At 46.4% G+C, this 13,968-nt stretch carries 23 protein-coding genes; 16 read left to right on the forward strand and 7 right to left on the reverse strand.

Annotated elements, in window-relative coordinates; translation table 11 throughout:
• Nucleotides 1–9: 9 nt before the first annotated feature.
• The 15 genes from rplE to rplQ all read left to right on the forward strand — a co-directional run bounded on the left by rplE (nt 10) and on the right by rplQ (nt 7,794).
• On the forward strand, nt 10–549 hold the full coding sequence (rplE, locus tag N7386_RS01115) for a 50S ribosomal protein L5 (RefSeq protein WP_011715464.1): 540 nt from the start codon (nt 10–12) through the stop codon (nt 547–549).
• A 10-nt stretch (nt 550–559) separates the two neighbouring features.
• Nucleotides 560–865, forward strand: coding sequence for a 30S ribosomal protein S14 (gene rpsN / locus N7386_RS01120; protein ID WP_011621030.1), 306 nt, complete (start codon nt 560–562; stop codon nt 863–865).
• Between the two features lie 24 nt (nt 866–889).
• Complete coding sequence (gene rpsH / locus N7386_RS01125; protein ID WP_007644434.1) at nt 890–1,282, forward strand: 30S ribosomal protein S8; 393 nt, start codon at nt 890–892, stop codon at nt 1,280–1,282.
• Between the two features lie 10 nt (nt 1,283–1,292).
• Nucleotides 1,293–1,826, forward strand: a complete 534-nt coding sequence (gene rplF, locus N7386_RS01130; RefSeq protein WP_011715466.1) for a 50S ribosomal protein L6 — start codon at nt 1,293–1,295, stop codon at nt 1,824–1,826.
• A gap of 10 nt (nt 1,827–1,836) precedes the next feature.
• Entirely contained in the window at nt 1,837–2,187 is a 351-nt protein-coding gene (rplR, locus tag N7386_RS01135) for a 50S ribosomal protein L18 (RefSeq protein ID WP_011715467.1), read from the forward strand.
• 12 nt (nt 2,188–2,199) lie between these two features.
• Nucleotides 2,200–2,703 (forward strand): 30S ribosomal protein S5, encoded by a 504-nt coding sequence (rpsE, locus tag N7386_RS01140; RefSeq protein WP_007644438.1) that lies wholly within the window; start codon nt 2,200–2,202, stop codon nt 2,701–2,703.
• Between the two features lie 6 nt (nt 2,704–2,709).
• On the forward strand, nt 2,710–2,892 hold the full coding sequence (rpmD, locus tag N7386_RS01145) for a 50S ribosomal protein L30 (protein ID WP_007644440.1): 183 nt from the start codon (nt 2,710–2,712) through the stop codon (nt 2,890–2,892).
• Nucleotides 2,893–2,895: 3 nt separating this feature from the next.
• Nucleotides 2,896–3,330: a 50S ribosomal protein L15 gene (gene rplO / locus N7386_RS01150; RefSeq protein WP_011070628.1), complete on the forward strand. Its 435-nt coding sequence runs from the start codon at nt 2,896–2,898 to the stop codon at nt 3,328–3,330.
• A 7-nt stretch (nt 3,331–3,337) separates the two neighbouring features.
• Nucleotides 3,338–4,678 (forward strand): preprotein translocase subunit SecY, encoded by a 1,341-nt coding sequence (gene secY, locus N7386_RS01155; RefSeq protein ID WP_011621032.1) that lies wholly within the window; start codon nt 3,338–3,340, stop codon nt 4,676–4,678.
• Nucleotides 4,679–4,699: 21 nt separating this feature from the next.
• Nucleotides 4,700–4,813 carry a 50S ribosomal protein L36 gene (rpmJ, locus tag N7386_RS01160; RefSeq protein ID WP_006083579.1) on the forward strand — a complete coding sequence of 38 codons (114 nt, stop codon included), beginning with the start codon at nt 4,700–4,702 and terminating at the stop codon, nt 4,811–4,813.
• 115 nt (nt 4,814–4,928) lie between these two features.
• Nucleotides 4,929–5,285: a 30S ribosomal protein S13 gene (gene rpsM, locus N7386_RS01165; RefSeq protein WP_011070630.1), complete on the forward strand. Its 357-nt coding sequence runs from the start codon at nt 4,929–4,931 to the stop codon at nt 5,283–5,285.
• Between the two features lie 14 nt (nt 5,286–5,299).
• Nucleotides 5,300–5,692, forward strand: coding sequence for a 30S ribosomal protein S11 (gene rpsK, locus N7386_RS01170; RefSeq protein ID WP_006083577.1), 393 nt, complete (start codon nt 5,300–5,302; stop codon nt 5,690–5,692).
• Between the two features lie 31 nt (nt 5,693–5,723).
• Nucleotides 5,724–6,344, forward strand: coding sequence for a 30S ribosomal protein S4 (gene rpsD, locus N7386_RS01175; RefSeq protein ID WP_011715468.1), 621 nt, complete (start codon nt 5,724–5,726; stop codon nt 6,342–6,344).
• 24 nt (nt 6,345–6,368) lie between these two features.
• Nucleotides 6,369–7,358 (forward strand): DNA-directed RNA polymerase subunit alpha, encoded by a 990-nt coding sequence (gene rpoA / locus N7386_RS01180; protein WP_011070632.1) that lies wholly within the window; start codon nt 6,369–6,371, stop codon nt 7,356–7,358.
• Nucleotides 7,359–7,398: 40 nt separating this feature from the next.
• The gene (gene rplQ / locus N7386_RS01185; RefSeq protein WP_011621033.1) at nt 7,399–7,794 is read left to right on the forward strand and encodes a 50S ribosomal protein L17; all 396 of its coding nucleotides are present in this window, start codon (nt 7,399–7,401) and stop codon (nt 7,792–7,794) included.
• A gap of 65 nt (nt 7,795–7,859) precedes the next feature.
• Here the strand turns inward: rplQ and N7386_RS01190 are convergent, their stop codons facing one another.
• The 6 genes from N7386_RS01190 to ccmA all read right to left on the reverse strand — a co-directional run bounded on the left by N7386_RS01190 (nt 7,860) and on the right by ccmA (nt 11,757).
• Nucleotides 7,860–8,864: an ABC transporter substrate binding protein gene (locus N7386_RS01190; protein ID WP_011715469.1), complete on the reverse strand. Its 1,005-nt coding sequence runs from the start codon at nt 8,862–8,864 to the stop codon at nt 7,860–7,862.
• Between the two features lie 114 nt (nt 8,865–8,978).
• On the reverse strand, nt 8,979–9,464 hold the full coding sequence (ccmE, locus tag N7386_RS01195; protein ID WP_011715470.1) for a cytochrome c maturation protein CcmE: 486 nt from the start codon (nt 9,462–9,464) through the stop codon (nt 8,979–8,981).
• Nucleotides 9,461–9,661: a heme exporter protein CcmD gene (gene ccmD, locus N7386_RS01200; protein WP_011621036.1), complete on the reverse strand. Its 201-nt coding sequence runs from the start codon at nt 9,659–9,661 to the stop codon at nt 9,461–9,463. Before ccmD ends, ccmE begins: the two co-directional genes overlap by 4 nt.
• Nucleotides 9,661–10,407: a heme ABC transporter permease gene (locus N7386_RS01205; RefSeq protein WP_011715471.1), complete on the reverse strand. Its 747-nt coding sequence runs from the start codon at nt 10,405–10,407 to the stop codon at nt 9,661–9,663. The genes ccmD and N7386_RS01205 overlap by 1 nt, the downstream gene beginning before the upstream one ends.
• A gap of 1 nt (nt 10,408) precedes the next feature.
• A complete protein-coding gene (ccmB, locus tag N7386_RS01210; protein ID WP_011715472.1) occupies nt 10,409–11,095 on the reverse strand; it encodes a heme exporter protein CcmB in 687 nt (228 codons plus the stop codon).
• Nucleotides 11,096–11,106: 11 nt separating this feature from the next.
• Complete coding sequence (gene ccmA, locus N7386_RS01215; protein WP_086904164.1) at nt 11,107–11,757, reverse strand: cytochrome c biogenesis heme-transporting ATPase CcmA; 651 nt, start codon at nt 11,755–11,757, stop codon at nt 11,107–11,109.
• 325 nt (nt 11,758–12,082) lie between these two features.
• Here ccmA and N7386_RS01220 point away from each other — a divergent pair, with 325 nt between their 5' ends.
• On the forward strand, nt 12,083–12,382 hold the full coding sequence (locus N7386_RS01220; RefSeq protein WP_011621040.1) for a c-type cytochrome: 300 nt from the start codon (nt 12,083–12,085) through the stop codon (nt 12,380–12,382).
• Nucleotides 12,383–12,465: 83 nt separating this feature from the next.
• On the opposite strand, the gene ccmI is transcribed toward N7386_RS01220, so the two are convergent.
• The gene (ccmI, locus tag N7386_RS01225; protein ID WP_089066699.1) at nt 12,466–13,713 is read right to left on the reverse strand and encodes a c-type cytochrome biogenesis protein CcmI; all 1,248 of its coding nucleotides are present in this window, start codon (nt 13,711–13,713) and stop codon (nt 12,466–12,468) included.
• Nucleotides 13,714–13,968 lie beyond the last annotated feature (255 nt).

The raw sequence follows: 13,968 nt of genomic DNA on the forward strand, positions 1-13,968 counted from the left end.
GAGTAAACGATGGCGAAACTGCATGATAAATATCAAGAGACTGTTGTCGCTGAACTGACTAAAAAGTTCGGTTATACCAGTGTCATGCAAGTCCCTCGGATTGAGAAAATCACCCTGAACATGGGTGTTGGCGAAGCCGTTGCAGACAAAAAAGTTATGGAACATGCTGTTCGTGACATGACTGCAATCGCTGGTCAAAAACCAGTAGTGACTGTTGCTCGTAAATCAGTTGCTGGTTTTAAAATCCGTGAAGGCTACCCTATTGGCTGTAAAGTGACCCTGCGCGGTGAGCGTATGTGGGAATTCTTAGAGCGTTTAGTTGACATCGCAATCCCACGTATTCGTGACTTCCGTGGTCTGAGCGCTAAAGCGTTCGACGGCCGTGGTAACTACGCAATGGGCGTGCGTGAGCAGATCATTTTCCCAGAAATCGATTACGATAAAATCGATAAAATTCGCGGTATGGATATTGTTATCACTACCTCTGCGAATTCTGACGAAGAAGGTCGTGCTTTGTTAGACGCTTTTAACTTCCCATTCAAGAAATAAGGGTAGCGTAATGGCAAAAACATCAATGAAAGCACGTGAAGCAAAGCGTGCACAGCTCGTAGCTAAGTTCGCTGAAAAGCGCGCTGCTCTGAAAGCAATTATTGCAAATCCAGCTTCTTCTGACGAAGACCGTTGGGACGCAGTATTAAAGCTGCAAGCTCTACCACGTGATTCCAGCGCATCGCGTCAACGCAATCGTTGTAATCAAACTGGTCGCCCACATGGTTTCCTGCGTAAGTTCGGTTTAAGCCGTATCAAGTTACGTGAAGCAACCATGCGTGGTGAAGTTCCTGGCCTGCGTAAGGCTAGCTGGTAAGCACTTGTCACGGAGTAAGCTAATATGAGCATGCAAGATCCTATTGCGGATATGTTAACCCGTATTCGTAACGGCCAAGCTGCTAACAAAGTATCTGTGAAGATGCCTTCTGCTAAGCTGAAAGTCGCTATTGCGAAACTGCTTAAAGAAGAAGGTTACATCGCTGATTACGCCGTAGCAGATGAAGCCAAGCCTGAACTGGAAATCACTTTAAAGTATTTCCAAGGCCAACCAGTCGTTGAGACTATCCAGCGCGTAAGCCGTCCTGGTCTTCGTATTTACAAAGGTAAAAACGAGTTACCAAAAGTGATGGGCGGACTGGGTGTCGCAATTGTGTCCACTTCTAAAGGCCTGATGACTGATCGTGCCGCCCGCCTTGCAGGCATGGGTGGCGAGGTTATCTGCTACGTAGCATAAGGAGCTAGGAATGTCTCGTGTAGCAAAAGCACCAGTATCTATTCCAGCTGGCGTAGAGGTGACCTTAAACGAACAGACCCTGACCGTCAAAGGCGCGAAAGGAAGTCTGACTCGAGTGATCAACAATGCGGTCAATGTTGTTATTGAAGATGGCGTGATCAAGTTCCTACCTGTTGAAGGCGCTGTTGGCGCTTGGGCACAGGCTGGAACCACACGTGCATTAGTAAACAACATGGTTGTTGGTGTATCTCAAGGTTTTGAGCGTAAGTTAAAGTTAGTTGGCGTTGGTTACCGTGCGAAGCTCGTCGGTTCTGACATTGACCTGACTTTAGGTTTCTCTCATCCGTTAGTACACAAACTGCCCGCAGGCGTTACTGCAGAGTGTCCAAGCCAAACTGACATCGTCCTACGTGGCGTTGATAAGCAGTTAATTGGCCAAGTCGCTGCTGAGATTCGCGGATACCGTCCACCAGAGCCATACAAAGGCAAGGGTGTTCGCTATGACGACGAAGAAGTACGCCGTAAAGAGGCTAAGAAGAAGTAGGTAACGCGATATGGATAAGAAAACATCTCGCTTACGTCGCGCTATTCGCGCTCGTAAGAAGATCCAAGAGCTGGGCGTGAACCGTCTGGTTGTACATCGTACACCGCGTCACATTTATGCTCAGGTGATCAATCCTGAAGCTCAGGTGGTGGCAGCTGCTTCAACCGTGGAAAAAGCGGTTAAAGAGCAACTGAAGAGTACCGGTAACGTAGACGCGGCTAAAGCAGTAGGTAAATTTATTGCTGAACGCGCGATCGAGAAAGGCGTAACTACTGTTGCGTTCGATCGTTCTGGTTTCAAGTATCACGGTCGTGTAGCTGCTCTGGCAGATGCTGCTCGTGAAGCTGGCCTCCAGTTCTAAGGGGTTATAAAAATGGCTAAATTAGAAGCTCAGCAAAAAGACGATCTGCAAGAGAAATTAATTGCAGTTAATCGTGTTTCTAAAGTAGTTAAGGGCGGTCGTATCTTTAGCTTCACTGCACTAACAGTAGTGGGTGATGGTAACGGTAAGGTCGGCTATGGCTATGGTAAAGCGCGCGAAGTTCCAGCAGCGATTCAAAAAGCTATGGAAAAAGCCCGTCGTAACATGGTGACCGTTGAGTTGAATGCAGGCACTCTGCATCACCCAGTTAAAGGTCGTCATACTGGTTCACGTGTATACATGCAACCAGCATCACAGGGTACCGGTATTATCGCCGGTGGCGCAATGCGTGCCGTATTGGAAGTAGCAGGCGTTCATAACGTTCTGTCAAAAGCATACGGTTCTACTAACCCGATCAACATCGTTCGCGCGACTGTAGATGCTCTGGTGCACATGAAGTCACCTTCGCAAATCGCAGCTAAGCGTGGCCTGAATGTTGACGAAATTCGGGGGTAATGCACCATGGCAACTAAAACTGTAAAAGTTACTCAGACTAAAAGTGCTATCGGTCGTTTACCAAAGCACCGTGCGACCTTAACTGGTCTTGGTCTGCGTCGCATTGGTCACACTGTTGAATTAGAAGATACTCCTTCAGTTCGCGGTATGATCAACAAGGTCTACTACATGGTTAAGGTGGAGGATTAATAGATGCGTTTAAATACTCTATCTCCAGCTGCAGGCGCTAAGCATGCACCAAAGCGTGTAGGCCGTGGTATGGGTTCAGGTTTAGGTAAAACTGCTGGTCGTGGTCACAAAGGCCAAAAATCTCGTAGCGGTGGCGGTGTACGCCCAGGCTTCGAGGGTGGTCAAATGCCACTTAAGATCCGTTTACCTAAATTTGGTTTTACCTCGCGTCGCGCTATGGTAACAGCTGAAGTTCGTGTACTCGAACTGGCTAAAGTTAACGGTGATGTTATCGACTTAAACGCTCTGAAAGATGCGAACGTTATTACTCGCAACATCCAGTTTGCGAAAATCGTTCTTTCAGGTACCATTGAGCGCCCAGTGACCGTAAAAGGTCTGAAGGTAACCAAAGGTGCACGTGCAGCTATTGAAGCTGCTGGCGGTAAGATCGAGGAATAATACGTCGATGGCAAAACCAGGACTTGATTTAAAAAGCGCGAAAGGTGGACTTTCTGAATTGAAAGCTCGCCTCCTGTTCGTGATTGGTGCGATTATCGTCTTTAGAGCCGGTTCGTTTGTGCCAATTCCTGGTATTGACGCAGCTGTATTAGCAGAGCTGTTTGCTCAGCAAAAAGGTACCATCCTTGGCATGTTTAACATGTTCTCGGGTGGTGCTCTTTCCCGTGCTTCTATCTTTGCATTAGGTATCATGCCGTACATTTCGGCATCGATTATCATGCAGTTATTGACTGTGGTGCATCCAGCACTCGCTGAATTGAAAAAAGAAGGCGAGTCTGGACGTAAAAAAATCAGTCAGTACACACGTTGGGGTACGTTGGTGCTGGGTACATTCCAGTCGATCGGTATTGCAACAGGGTTACCAAACTTAGTCCCAGGCCTAGTGGTCAACATTGGATTCGGTTTCTACTTTGTTGCGGTTGTGAGCTTAGTAACAGGAACCATGTTCCTCATGTGGCTAGGTGAGCAAATTACCGAACGAGGTATAGGTAACGGTATCTCGATTTTAATTTTCGCAGGTATTGTTGCTGGATTACCTTCCGCTATCGGCCAAACGGCTGAGCAGGCGCGTCAAGGTGACCTGAATGTGTTAGTATTGTTGTTGCTCGCGGTAATTATTTTTGCTGTGACTTATTTCGTGGTGTTTGTAGAACGTGGTCAACGTCGTATCGTTGTTAACTACGCTAAGCGCCAGCAAGGCCGTAAGGTATTCGCTGCGCAATCTACTCACTTGCCGCTGAAAATAAACATGGCGGGTGTAATTCCTCCAATTTTTGCGTCAAGCATCATTTTGTTCCCAGGCACACTGGCTCAGTGGTTTGGTCAAAATGAGTCTATGTCATGGTTAAGTGATTTTTCACTGGCCGTGTCACCAGGACAACCGCTTTACTCATTATTGTATGCAGCAGCGATTATCTTCTTCTGTTTCTTCTATACTGCGTTGGTATTTAACCCACGTGAAACAGCAGATAACCTGAAGAAGAGTGGTGCATTCATCCCTGGGATCCGTCCTGGAGAACAGACTTCGCGTTACATTGATAAAGTAATGACTCGCCTGACATTAGCTGGCGCGTTATACATTACCTTTATCTGTTTAATTCCGGAGTTCATGTTAATTGCGTGGAAAGTACAGTTCTATTTTGGCGGTACTTCACTACTAATTATGGTAGTCGTAATCATGGACTTCATGGCTCAGGTTCAGACCCATATGATGTCACATCAGTATGAGTCTGTGATGAAGAAAGCTAACCTAGTAAACAAAGCGAACTTAGATCGCTTTGGTCGCTAAGTAGCTTTACGGAGTGATGAAATGAAAGTTCGAGCTTCCGTGAAGAAGATCTGCCGTAACTGCAAGATCGTCAAGCGTAGTGGCGTTGTACGCGTTATCTGTGTTGAACCAAAACACAAACAGCGTCAAGGCTAATTGAAAGATTGTTCAGCCCAGTTTTGGGCTGAACAAAATATTGTTTGCAAATCTGTCAACTGTCGAGTATCCTTTCGGGCTTTTCGCAGTTGGCCTTTAACTTAAGGAGTGCATAGTGGCCCGTATCGCTGGCATTAACATTCCTGATCAAAAGCATACAGTCATCGCATTGACTGCAATTTTCGGCATCGGCCGTACTCGCGCTAGAGCAATCTGCGCAGCTACGTCAATTGCTGAAACTGCTAAGATCAAGGAATTGAGCGAAGCTCAAATCGACACCCTACGCGAAGAAGTTGCCAAATACTTAGTAGAAGGTGACTTACGTCGTGAGATTTCCATGAACATCAAGCGTCTGATGGACCTTGGTTGCTATCGTGGTCTCCGCCATCGTCGTAGCCTGCCTCTTCGTGGGCAACGTACTAAGACCAATGCGCGTACGCGTAAAGGTCCACGTAAACCAATCAAGAAGTAACGGGAAGGTAGACAATGGCTAAAGTTCCGTCACGTTCTCCGCGTAAGCGCGTACGTAAACAGGTTGCAGATGGCATGGCTCATATCCATGCTTCTTTCAACAACACAATTGTCACCATTACAGATCGTCAAGGTAATGCGTTGTCATGGGCTACTTCAGGTGGTTCAGGTTTCCGTGGTTCACGTAAATCTACGCCATTTGCTGCACAGGTAGCTGCTGAGCGTGCAGGTGCTGCTGCTCAAGACTACGGTTTAAAAAACCTTGAAGTGTTTGTGAAGGGTCCAGGTCCAGGTCGTGAATCAGCCATTCGTGCGCTGAACGCTGTTGGTTATAAAATTACCAACATTACCGATGTGACGCCGATCCCTCATAATGGTTGTCGTCCTCCTAAAAAGCGTCGTGTATAACGCGTTTCATTAGGATAGTTGGAGAAAGATCATGGCAAGATACTTGGGTCCCAAGCTCAAGCTCAGCCGCCGAGAAGGTACTGACCTTTTCTTAAAAAGCGGTGTGAGAGCAATCGATTCAAAGTGTAAACTGGAATCTGCACCAGGACAGCATGGCGCTCGTAAGCCACGTCTGTCAGAGTACGGTTTACAGTTACGCGAAAAACAAAAAGTTCGTCGTATTTACGGTGTGTTAGAAAAGCAATTCCGTAACTACTACAAAGAGGCTGCACGTCTGAAAGGCAACACTGGTGAGAACCTGTTGCAACTTTTAGAAACTCGTTTAGATAACGTTGTTTATCGTATGGGTTTCGGTGCGACTCGTGCAGAATCACGTCAGCTAGTAAGCCATAAATCAATTATGGTTAACGGTCGTGTTGTTAACATTCCGTCATTCAAAGTGTCTGCGAATGATGTTGTAAGCATCCGTGAAAAGTCACGCACTCAAGCTCGTATCAAAGCGGCTTTAGAAGTGGCTGCTCAACGCGAGAAGCCTACATGGGTTGAAGTCGACAGCGCGAAAATGGAAGGTGCTTTCAAGCGTATTCCAGAACGTAGCGATTTGTCTGCGGAAATTAACGAACAGCTGATCGTCGAGCTTTACTCTAAGTAAGGCTAACAAACAAGAGAGGACACAATGCAGGGTTCTGTTACAGAATTTCTTAAACCGCGTCTCGTTGATATCGAGCAGGTTAACTCAACACGTGCCAAGGTTACTTTGGAACCGCTTGAGCGTGGTTTCGGCCACACTTTAGGTAACGCGTTGCGTCGCATCCTATTGTCGTCTATGCCCGGCTGCGCGGTTACCGAAGTCGAGATTGACGGCGTACTGCACGAATACAGCAGTAAGGAAGGCGTACAAGAAGATATCCTTGAAATCTTGCTGAACCTGAAAGGGTTAGCAGTGACTATCGAGGGTAAAGACGAGGCTATGCTTACATTAAGCAAGTCCGGCGCAGGCCCTGTCATCGCAGCAGATATCACGCATGATGGTGATGTCACTATCGTGAATCCTGATCATGTTATCTGTCATTTAACAGGTAACAATGATATCAGCATGCGTATTCGCGTTGAGCGTGGTCGTGGTTATGTGCCAGCATCTGCTCGTGCACAGACTGAAGACGATGATCGCCCAATCGGCCGTTTGCTGGTTGATGCTTCTTTCTCGCCAGTTGCACGTATTGCCTACAATGTAGAAGCAGCTCGTGTTGAACAGCGTACTGACTTGGATAAACTCGTTATCGATATGACCACTAACGGTACTATCGATCCTGAGGAAGCTATCCGTCGTTCTGCAACCATCTTAGCTGAACAGCTGGATGCGTTTGTTGAGCTGCGCGACGTGACTGAGCCAGAAATGAAAGAAGAGAAGCCGGAGTTCGATCCGATTCTGTTGCGTCCTGTCGACGATTTAGAGCTAACTGTACGTTCGGCTAACTGTTTGAAAGCCGAAGCGATTCATTACATCGGAGATCTGGTACAGCGTACTGAAGTTGAGCTGCTGAAGACCCCTAACTTAGGTAAGAAGTCTCTTACTGAAATTAAGGACGTTTTAGCTTCTCGCGGACTGTCGTTAGGTATGCGTCTGGAAAACTGGCCTCCAGCTAGTTTAGCAGACGACCTATAAGTCTCAGGTTTGTACAGATTTAGGTTATAAGGATTAGGTCATGCGCCATCGTAAGAGTGGTCGTCAACTTAACCGCAACAGCAGCCACCGCCAAGCTATGTTCCGTAACATGGCAAGCTCACTGGTTCGTCATGAGATCATCAAGACAACCGTAGCTAAAGCGAAAGAACTGCGTCGCGTAGTTGAGCCTCTGATAACACTTGCTAAGAGTGACAGCGTTGCAAACCGTCGTTTAGCGTTTGCACGTACTCGCGACGCTGAAGTCGTAGGTAAGTTATTCACTGAATTGGGTCCACGTTACCAGGAACGTCCTGGTGGCTACACCCGTATCCTTAAGTGCGGTTTACGTGCTGGTGATAAAGCCCCAATGGCTTACATCGAGCTAGTAGGTCGTCCAGAAGCTGCTCAAGCTGTTGAAGTTGAAGCTGCTGAGTAATTAAGGTTACAAAGATTGAAAAACCGGGCTCTAAGCCCGGTTTTTTTGTTTTTAGCGTTTCTTCTTTAATCAACCCAAGTCGTTTGTTTCTCAATTTCCTTTGGCAGTTTGAGTTGCCATTTCTTTATCGCTGCACGGCTAAATCGATATTGGCCAAGAGCATCCGTGATAGGGAAGATGTTCTCAGGCTTTTCTCCTGTGAGTATTCTAAGGGCCATGTCCGCAGCGATTGAGCCATGATGATAGCCATCGAGCACATAGCCACCTAGATTGCCATTGGCATAGATGCTAAATCCCCAAAAGCCGAAATTCGGCACCGGCGTGTGGTTAGCAATCCATTCGAGCAAGTTATCGGCATCCACTGATTGATCGTGTTCATCTCTGACTGCGTGATACAGCGCCACTACAATTGCACTATAACCATTATCCTTTGCCGCTCTGACTTGTTGTTGCCACTCTGCTAATTGGGCTAGCTGGAGAATGTGAACTTCGATATCACTTAACATGCTTGATGGTTGCTTACTGATGTACTCGGCCGCGATTTTCGAAGTATTGCTGCCATCGAAGAGCACTAGGATTTTACGATGCTTGGCTTGTGGCAATAATCTCTCGAGTAAGAGTAAGGAACGCTTGAGTAAGGGGCGCTCTAGCACGCCTGTGAAGCGTCTATGTTCATTTAAATGGTATTCCCGAGGATTCATATTCACCTCGAGGTAAACCACGGGAATTTGGCCGTGATTGAGGCGTTTATGGAGATAATGAACGGCGTTGTCATCGGCAAGGATCACAAGTTGTGGTTGTTGCTCCACAATAAATTGCCAAGCGAGTTCTGCACGCTCGGCGTAGCGCTCTTTAGCTAAGCGCTTAGTGTCCATCTCAAAGTGGCTAACTTGATGTTGTGGTGTCAGTTTATCGGTAATGGCTTGATAGTATTCTTTATCCCACTGATAGCCTTGATGGTAACTTTCGATAACCACCACTTTAGCAGCGTAGAGCATCAGCGGGTGACTGGTGAGCATTAGGAGTAGCAACAGTCGCCATCTTTTGTTAAATGGCTTAATCACATTCATAGACAGCGTCCTGCTGGAAAACTGTCTTGAGTATAGTTCAGCCGTTAATTGTGAATGGACAATAAAAAAGCCTCCGAAGAGGCTCTTTGTTTATCTAAATTTACAGCATGGCGATTATTGCGCCGCCGATTTTTGCTGGCTGTAATCTAACTTTTCATGTTTTTGGCCCATGGCTTCGGCCACTTCTGGCGGCATGTAGTTTTCGTCATGCTTAGCCAGTACTTCGGTTGCGGCCAATTTGCCGTCTTCACCTAATACACCTTGTGCCACAATACCTTGGCCTTCGCGGAACAGATCCGGCAGCAGATCGTCATAGGTCACGAGAATTTCGCCACCTAATGAGTCATGCACGGCAAATTGCACGTGCAGGCTGTTTGGATCGCGCACCATAGAACCAACCGTTACCATACCGCCTACGCGAATACGTTGGCCCGCTTCGGGTTTAACACCGGTATCGGTTTTACCGTGTACGATCTCCGACGGTGTATAGAATAAGTTTAAGTTGGAGTTCAGCGCATACAGCAGAAGCGAAGCAATCGCGGCTACGCCACCGATTAATGCTACAGCTAACGTCAGTCTCTTTTTGCGTCTTGGGTTCACGATTTGGTACTCCTAGTCTCTTTAAGGCGTTCTTCGCGGTTCATCTTCTTCGCGATTTCAATCAGTACTTTGCGCTTTTGGCGCGCACTAGTGATGATCAGCGTCGATAAACAGAAGAAGGTCACGCCATAGGCAAGCCATACATAAAAGGCATAGCCACCCATGTTGAAAAAATCACTGATAGAATCGAATTGCATTATTTGACCTCCTCAGCTTTAGCAAGTTCACGCACCCAAGGGCGCATGCCGTTTCTTGCTAAGATTTCTGCTCTAAATCTCACAATTGTGATAGCCCCTATCATAAGGCCGAAACCTAAAATATTGATTAAAAGTGGGTATAACATTTCGCTCGACATAGTCGATTTAGAGGTAATTTTGATAGTTGATGGTTGATGCAGAGAGCTCCACCATTCAACCGAGTATTTGATGATCGGAATGTTGATCACGCCGACGATCGCTAAGATCCCTGCTGCACGTGCTGCCAGCACTTTGTCTTCGAAGGAAGCATAGAGCGAGATAACGCCCAAGTAGAGGAATAGCAGAACTAATTCAGACGTTAGACGCGCATCCCATACCCACCAAGTCCCCCACATGGGCTTACCCCAAGTCGCACCAGTAAAGAGGGCGATAAAGGTAATCACGGCACCAATAGGTGCAATGGATGCGGCGGCCCAATCAGCCAGTTTAATTTGCCATACGAGGCCGATAAATGCGGCTGTCGCCATACCCATGTAGGCGGCCATTGACATTGAGGCTGCTGGAACATGGATAAAGATAATCCGGTAGCTGTCGCCCTGTTGATAATCTGTTGGAGCAAACATTAATCCCCATACCGTGCCGACGGCAATAAAAAGGCAGGCTAAGGTGGCAAACCATGGAAATAATGTTCCTGATAATTTGTAAGCGCGCTCAGGATCCGCGTAAGGGTGTAACCATTTCCACATTTTAGTTAGTACTCACTCGCAGAGATGCACCAATTGCAAAGGGTGCTAAGGTTAACGAACCGATCAACATGGCGCCAATTATAGCGAGCTGACCATCATAGGGTAAATTCATTCCTGCAGCATCTATGGCGCTGGTCGCGAAAATCAGCACAGGAATATAAAGTGGTAAAATAAGCAGACTCAGTAACACGCCGCCTTTACGCAGACCCACGGTTAGGGCCACACCAATTGCGCCTAAGAGGGATAATACTGGTGTGCCCAGTGCGAGTGTTGCAATCAGCGCACCATAACTGTTGGCGTCTAAATTGAGCAGCACCGCCAGCAAGGGCGCGATAATAATCAGTGGCACGCCAGTCAGTAGCCAGTGGGCTAATACTTTGGCCAATACCAATACCGAGAGTGGCTGTGGGCTGAGTAGCATTTGCTCTAAGCTGCCATCGCTAAAGTCGGCTTTAAATAGACGCTCGAGTGAAAGCATAGACGCCAGTAATGCCGCAACCCAAATAATCCCAGGAGCAATACGGGCTAGCATTTGTGGTTCAGGACCAATTCCCAAAGGGAATAGAGTCACAACCATGATGAAGAATAACAAGGGATTAAAGATATCGCCGCGGTGACGAATGGCGATTTTTAGATCCCGCTGCAGTAATGTTAAAAACGCTTGGGTAAAGCTGATGCCTCTTTTCATTATGCCAAACCTTATACGAAGCGATAATCTAGACGAATTTTACGAAGCCTATCATCTTTGATAATGCCCATATCTTGGTGAGTGGTGAGGATCACGCAGCCACCATTATCCGCATGTTGAATAAATAACTGTTCAAGCTCTTCGACACCTCTTTTATCGATTGCGGTAAAAGGCTCATCGAGGATCCACACTTTACAGTCATTGTGCCAGAGTCTGGCTAGTGCTGTACGGCGGTGTTGACCAGCGGATAAATGCCCGGCGAGAGCTTCCTCAAACCCGGCTAAATTCACTTTAGCGAGAATGGCGGAAGTATCGAAATCATCATAGCCACTGATTCTTAAATTGAAGTTAAGGTTTTCTTCAGCGGTTAATTCGGATTTCACCCCGGCAAGATGGCCTAAATACAATAGGTCTTCGTTATATTCGTCGCGGCAACGGTTAATATCTTCATTGAGATAAAAAGTTTGTCCAGCGTAGGGACGAGATAAGCCTGCCAATATACGTAATAAACTGGTTTTGCCGGCGCCATTTGGGCCTTCGATCTGGACGATATCGCCAGCATTAATATCAAAACTTAATTCATCAAACAGGATGCGTTCTTCGCGGATACATGTCAGCTTGCTCGCCGATACCAGTGTGTTTACTGAAGTTATATTTGTCACTGAACCCTCTATCTCAAGCCGGAAGGAAACACAAGTGATTCTAACACAAACGATATTGCGGGGTTTACACTTGCTTAATACTAGATGTCAGCAATTTGATGTGGTTCCAATAACCGCAATATTTCTCGAACTAATCGAACTTTTTTAATACTTGCTAATATATTAACGAATTTGTCACGCTTGTCGCCTTATATCATTTGTGCTGAGATTCTAATCACAAAAAGATGAGATTTATTGAAGTTTGTAGTAATCTTAGTTCGCTATAATGAGTCTGCCTCAAAGGGCAGCGAGAGCTTTGTACGTATTTGCATTAGGAACATTGAACATGAAAAAACTGTTAGCAATGACTGCAGTCGCTGCTTTGACTATGTCAGTCAACGTTTCAGCTCAAGATGCTGAAGCTATTTTCAACAAGGCATGTACCGTATGCCACAGCATGGGTGTTGCTGGTGCTCCAAAGGCGCACAACGCTGCTGAGTGGGAACCACGCTTAGCAAAAGGTATGGACACTCTGTTACACAGTGTAAAAACTGGCTTAAACGCAATGCCACCAGGTGGTATGTGTACTGATTGTACTGACGAAGATTACAAAGCAGCTATCGAGTTTATGTCTAAAGCTCAGTAATTTTTGCAGTGTTAAAAAAACCGGCATTAGCCGGTTTTTTTATGTCTGCGCTAAGCCGAAACTTAGCGCTAGGTGCGGATAATTTATTGCACTTGGGTATCTAACACTAAGCTTGCAGTGTCACCCACATTCACTTTGCTGACCTTGCCTTGAATATCACCTGCTTGAGGTTTGATATTGCCATGCTTAGACAACACCGCAATCACTTCAACACTCGCAGTTTGGCTCAGTTTCACATCGCCACCCATACCCGTGCTGTCATCGAGCGTTACTGTTACCGGTAAAGATTTTGCGCTCACCTTAGTTGCCGCTAATGGCACTTTAGGACCTTCAGTAGCACGGGCGAAGACGAAGATAGTGTCATCAGGGCCAGCTTGTGCGGCCAGTTCAGGTGAAATTGAAATCGCAATACTTACAGACTTAGTCGCAACTTTTGCCTGCTTGTGGACATCATCGTTTGGCATGCCAGCGGTTTCGCCTTGCATACGCAGGTTTGCCGTTTCAATGGCATTCATCAGCGCGGCACGGTCTACATCGGTGCGGTCGCTATTGAGAATGGTTTGCCATGAATCAATGGCTTTTTGATAGTTAGCGGTGAAGAAAGCATCCATACCCACGAGCAGTAAGGTTGATGGATCCTGTGGATCTAATGCTAAAGATTCATCGATTAAGGCTTGAATTTGCGGTGTCATTTGCTGACCCGCTTTATAGTACAAGGCTGTTGCTTTTGGACCAATTAATTCAGCGTGTTTACCGACTAATTCCATCACCTTATCGAAGGCTGCTACAGCTTTATCGAATTGGTTAGCAGAGATATAAGCGTGACCTAGGCTGAACCAAGCTTGGCTGTTTTCAGGTTCGGCTTGTATTTGAGCTTCCATCATCTGTACGCGCTGCGCCATGATTTGCGCCGCGTCCATACCCGCATGTGGGTTAGCAGGTTGAGTGTTGCCGATATTCTCAAAGGCACCCAAGTGCTGATAGAGGTAACCTGAAATCGCAATCAAGCAGACCGACATGACCGATGGCCATAAAATGCTCTTAGGTTTGATCTGGTTGACGAGTGAATCATCGCTCGCTTGTTTGATGTCTTGGAGCAGGCTGATTTCTAGCTCTTTCTTCAGCGCATCAAATTCAGCTTGGTCGAGCAGTTCTTCATTGAGTTCTTTCTCAAGAGTGGCAAGACGTTCATTGAACAATTCAAGGTTAGTTTGTCTGCGAACGCCGGCTTCTTCAGTGCGTAACAACTTTTGCTGTCTGAAATGCGGGATCCAGATCAGCGTTAAGCTGACCAACACAACAAGCGCAATAAAAATCCAAAATGTCGTCATTGTTTCTATATTCACTTTAGTTTGCATAAAAGCGGTTGTTACCGCCGGCTTGGAAGCAAGATTATACGTAAAGATTATTCATTGAACAGTAATATAAGACCTTCAACGCAGTGAAAACTGAGAGTTGGGCACTGGTTCACAAATTGATCCATCAGGTAAATTTTGTATGAAACTTAAGGCTCATTTATCTGTCACATGCAAAACTGTAGGCCTGTGATGGCTCCATTTCGACAAAAATCGAGAATGAGACAAGTC

The sequence above is a fragment of the Shewanella sp. GD04112 genome (assembly GCF_029835735.1).
Taxonomy (GTDB): Bacteria; Pseudomonadota; Gammaproteobacteria; order Enterobacterales; family Shewanellaceae; genus Shewanella.

Coding starts and splice junctions, on each gene's coding strand:
- rplF (WP_011715466.1), top strand. CDS start 1,293: ATGTCTCGTGTAGCAAAAGCACCAGTATCTATTCCAGCTGGCGTAGAG.
- rpsN (WP_011621030.1), top strand. CDS start 560: ATGGCAAAAACATCAATGAAAGCACGTGAAGCAAAGCGTGCACAGCTC.
- rplQ (WP_011621033.1), top strand. CDS start 7,399: ATGCGCCATCGTAAGAGTGGTCGTCAACTTAACCGCAACAGCAGCCAC.
- N7386_RS01220 (WP_011621040.1), top strand. CDS start 12,083: ATGAAAAAACTGTTAGCAATGACTGCAGTCGCTGCTTTGACTATGTCA.
- rpmJ (WP_006083579.1), top strand. CDS start 4,700: ATGAAAGTTCGAGCTTCCGTGAAGAAGATCTGCCGTAACTGCAAGATC.
- ccmD (WP_011621036.1), bottom strand. CDS start 9,661: ATGCAATTCGATTCTATCAGTGATTTTTTCAACATGGGTGGCTATGCC.
- N7386_RS01205 (WP_011715471.1), bottom strand. CDS start 10,407: ATGTGGAAATGGTTACACCCTTACGCGGATCCTGAGCGCGCTTACAAA.
- rpsD (WP_011715468.1), top strand. CDS start 5,724: ATGGCAAGATACTTGGGTCCCAAGCTCAAGCTCAGCCGCCGAGAAGGT.
- rpsH (WP_007644434.1), top strand. CDS start 890: ATGAGCATGCAAGATCCTATTGCGGATATGTTAACCCGTATTCGTAAC.
- ccmB (WP_011715472.1), bottom strand. CDS start 11,095: ATGAAAAGAGGCATCAGCTTTACCCAAGCGTTTTTAACATTACTGCAG.
- N7386_RS01190 (WP_011715469.1), bottom strand. CDS start 8,864: ATGAATGTGATTAAGCCATTTAACAAAAGATGGCGACTGTTGCTACTC.
- rpmD (WP_007644440.1), top strand. CDS start 2,710: ATGGCAACTAAAACTGTAAAAGTTACTCAGACTAAAAGTGCTATCGGT.
- secY (WP_011621032.1), top strand. CDS start 3,338: ATGGCAAAACCAGGACTTGATTTAAAAAGCGCGAAAGGTGGACTTTCT.
- rplE (WP_011715464.1), top strand. CDS start 10: ATGGCGAAACTGCATGATAAATATCAAGAGACTGTTGTCGCTGAACTG.
- rpoA (WP_011070632.1), top strand. CDS start 6,369: ATGCAGGGTTCTGTTACAGAATTTCTTAAACCGCGTCTCGTTGATATC.
- rpsE (WP_007644438.1), top strand. CDS start 2,200: ATGGCTAAATTAGAAGCTCAGCAAAAAGACGATCTGCAAGAGAAATTA.
- rplR (WP_011715467.1), top strand. CDS start 1,837: ATGGATAAGAAAACATCTCGCTTACGTCGCGCTATTCGCGCTCGTAAG.
- ccmI (WP_089066699.1), bottom strand. CDS start 13,713: ATGACGACATTTTGGATTTTTATTGCGCTTGTTGTGTTGGTCAGCTTA.
- rpsK (WP_006083577.1), top strand. CDS start 5,300: ATGGCTAAAGTTCCGTCACGTTCTCCGCGTAAGCGCGTACGTAAACAG.
- rplO (WP_011070628.1), top strand. CDS start 2,896: ATGCGTTTAAATACTCTATCTCCAGCTGCAGGCGCTAAGCATGCACCA.